This is a genomic window from Phocaeicola sp. (assembly GCF_048170425.1).
In the GTDB taxonomy this organism is placed as follows: Bacteria; Bacteroidota; Bacteroidia; order Bacteroidales; family Bacteroidaceae; genus Phocaeicola.
On the sequence record NZ_DBEXBB010000294.1, the window covers coordinates 1 to 3,336 of the forward strand.

At 49.0% G+C, this 3,336-nt stretch carries 4 protein-coding genes; 2 read left to right on the forward strand and 2 right to left on the reverse strand.

The annotated features are described in order from the left end of the window. Positions 1-473: 473 nt before the first annotated feature. Positions 474-1,046: a flavodoxin gene (locus tag ACMJ0U_RS11485; RefSeq protein WP_417130049.1), complete on the reverse strand. Its 573-nt coding sequence runs from the start codon at positions 1,044-1,046 to the stop codon at positions 474-476. A gap of 224 nt (positions 1,047-1,270) precedes the next feature. Here ACMJ0U_RS11485 and ACMJ0U_RS11490 point away from each other — a divergent pair, with 224 nt between their 5' ends. Continuing rightward, complete coding sequence (locus ACMJ0U_RS11490) at positions 1,271-1,813, forward strand: flavin reductase family protein (protein ID WP_417130050.1); 543 nt, start codon at positions 1,271-1,273, stop codon at positions 1,811-1,813. 25 nt (positions 1,814-1,838) lie between these two features. Here ACMJ0U_RS11490 and ACMJ0U_RS11495 read toward each other — a convergent pair whose 3' ends face one another. Next, complete coding sequence (locus ACMJ0U_RS11495; RefSeq protein ID WP_417130051.1) at positions 1,839-2,453, reverse strand: DUF4890 domain-containing protein; 615 nt, start codon at positions 2,451-2,453, stop codon at positions 1,839-1,841. 154 nt (positions 2,454-2,607) lie between these two features. Here ACMJ0U_RS11495 and ACMJ0U_RS11500 point away from each other — a divergent pair, with 154 nt between their 5' ends. Further along, complete coding sequence (locus ACMJ0U_RS11500; RefSeq protein WP_007558784.1) at positions 2,608-3,246, forward strand: DUF1847 domain-containing protein; 639 nt, start codon at positions 2,608-2,610, stop codon at positions 3,244-3,246. Positions 3,247-3,336: the final 90 nt, after the last annotated feature.

The following is a 3,336-nucleotide window of genomic DNA, read 5'->3' on the forward strand; positions in this document are numbered from 1 at the left end:
AAAAGAAATAATACTTCCTTTTCTGTTCAGAATATTACTGCATCGGCCAATAATCCCCTTTTCAGGCTATCAAGATATAGAAATTACTTTTGGATTTCGATCCTCACCTCTTTACATGGATTGAAAAACTCATAGGCACACATGGAAATTTACATTCTGTTTTTCTACGTTTCTTATGTGAAAAACATTTGTTTTCGCCCTGAAATCCGTATGTTTTACGAACAGGAAACATACGGACCTCGTATGGAAGACATAAAAAACATTTCATCATGATTTGTTGGACAAAAAGGCTATATTTATTATACACTCTCTACAGCCTCTTTAGTTCCTGTTCAACCGATTTTCCCGTGGATTCTATAACTCTGGAATACATGACAGTTTGCTACCGAATTGTGCCATCGTGCTGTTTACTATTATCCTAGAACATCTGCCGCACATTCCAAGAATCACCCCACGGGAAAATCAGGTATCTGTCAGCGAAGACAGTCCAGTTTCTCCACCCACGCACGGATGTCACTTTCGCCGGCACGATTGAGCAATCGCCCTTCCGTCCATTGCAAAGAAGGATACGTTTCCTTGAGCACCTTCACGCTCTGGGCGATTCCACTACCTCCCGAAGTAGCAAAAGGCACCAGTGTCTTCCCCTTCATATCGTGACTCTCAATAAAAGTATGGATGATTCTCGGTGCCACGCCCCACCAGATGGGATAGCCAATGAATATCACGTCATAGGTTGCGATGTCCGTTTTTTTCGCTTTCAAGGCCGGACGTGCCTTGGCATCGCTCATCTCCACCGAACTCCGTGAGCGTTTATCGTGCCAATCCAAATCGGCTGTAGTATAAACCTTTTGCGGGGTTACAGCAAAAAGTTCTCCGCCCGTCACACGGGCCAGTTTCCCTGCCGCCTCGGCGGTAGTGCCTGTGGCCGAAAAATACGCCACCAGAATTTTCGAATCATGTTTCATAGGCTGAGTGTTTTGTTTCTGTGCGCAAGCCGTCAGGTTCACACTGCAAAGCAAGGCTAATGCCATTAAAATTTGCTTCATTGTTCTTACATGTTTAATTTATTACATAGCAAATATAATCTGTTTCGCACGCATTTCCACAACCCGTTTTACCGTGAAAACTACCCTTTTTACGGTTTCTGTTCCGACCCTCCGAAGTATCTCAAATCCATATTCACCAGAAGGTTAAAAGGGATAAAAAGCCGTAACATACCTTGGCAAAATCAACTGGAAAAGCTATCTTTCAGCAAGCAAAACAAAACACCATGAAAGAGACTTCCATAGAAAAAGCGCTGACCTACATCGAGCCAGGGCCAGTGGTGCTTGTCACCACCTTCGACGGAGAAAAAAACAACGTGATGACCATCTCCTGGACCATGGCCATCGACTTCGACCAGCACCTCGTGCTCACCACGGGCGAATGGAACCACTCGTTCGGTACCCTGATGCATACGGGTGAATGTGTGGTCTGCATCCCTCCGGCAGAAATGCTGGAAACAGTTGTCCGCATCGGCATGGTAAGCGGTGCCGATACGGACAAGTTCAAAAGGTTTCACCTCAACCCTCTTCCGGCGCAAACGGTACAAGCCCCCTTATTAGATGGATGCATCGCCTGCCTGGAGTGTAAAGTGACGGATTACATTGAAAGATATGGATTCGTTGTCCTGAAAGTGACGCGCGTGGTAGAAAACACCCGCTGTCAAGATTTACGGATGATTCATGCCAGAGGTGACGGCACATTCACTGCCGACGGAGCCTCGTTCAACTGCCGAGAACTGATGGAAAGCAAGTTGCCTCCCGGACTCTGAAACCCTCCCGCAGGATGAGCACGGCTTACTCTGCACGGACTTCCTGCAACGGCCCCTCACCTTTTTCCCGATCACGAGGTCCCGGCCCCGGTCTCTCGCCTTCCGGCATCGGAGGCAACACCTGCGGCTGCGGTTTCACGGTTTGCCAGGTGGCATACTGTTCCTCGGTAAGAATCTTACGGATTTTCTTCTCCCGCTTTTCCTGCTCCTTCTGCATCTTCTCGGCATGTTCCTTCATCCGTTCTTCCGGACTCATGCCTTCCGGAGCTCCTCCCATTCCGGAGAATCCTCCACCCTGCGGTGGCATGCCACCTCCCATCGGAGGGCGTCCTCCACCCATCGGGGGTCTTCCTCCCATAGGACGCTGTCCGTCCATTCCTCCGGAGTGACGCTCCATCATGTTTTCCACTTTTTCCTTTTCTTCCTTCAGGAACAGCTTGTAAATCTTCTTGTACTGCTTTTCCGTCAGGTTCAGTGCCTTATCCATCTCGTCGGTTCGTCGCTGGGCCGCTTTCTCCGGATTGGGCACTTCTTTCTTCTGCACTTTCTCCTGCGGGTCATCGTAGCGGACATTCGCACTGGCACTCAAAGGTGCACACATCAAGGCCATTCCGCAGGCCATCCACACAATTTTCTTCATCTTACTTACAATTTAAATGAAAACTAATCGGAAACAAATGTAGAAGTCGCCTGCAATTTTTAAAAATAGAATCCACCAAATGCGGTTTTCTGTCTACCAATTGGAAAGAAATCTCGTATCTTTGCCCTCAGTTTAACCAATCACACACGCCTTTATGGAAAAAGAAACAATACCTACCTGTGTGGACTGCGGCACACAGAACTGCAAATACAAGGACCGCACCTACCCTGATTTCTGTCCCACGGATAACCTGAAAGAGGAAGACCGCCAGTGGGCACTGGAACGTTACGATGAGGGACGCAACCGCGAGATTATGATTGCCAGTGCGGAAGTGGAATACGAAGGCTACTGCCAGTGGACCCGCGTGCAGGAAATCATGGAGTTTGCCCGGAAAATCGGTGCGCACCGCATCGGCATTGCCAACTGCATCGGCCTCATCCGCGAAGCCCGCATCTTTGCCCGCATCCTCCGTGCCAACGGCTTCGAGGCTTACTCGGTCATCTGCAAGGTAGCCGGCCAGCCCAAAACGTCGATGGGCATCCCCGCACAATGTGAAAGCATCGGTGCCGCCATGTGCAACCCGATTCTGCAAGCCCGTCTGCTGAACGAGGCACATACCGACCTGAACGTGGTAATCGGTCTCTGCGTAGGACACGACAGCCTGTTCTACAAATACTCGGATGCCTACGTCACTACCCTCGTAACCAAGGACCGCGTAACAGGCAATAACCCGACGGCAGCACTGTATACAGCAGATTCTTATTACCGGAAGAAGTTTTTTGGAGGGAAATAAAACTGATACAAAAAAGGCAGGTCACTCCACCCAGAGTCACCTGCCTTATAGATATTCATGGAATAATTATTCCACAATATTTGTTTCTAA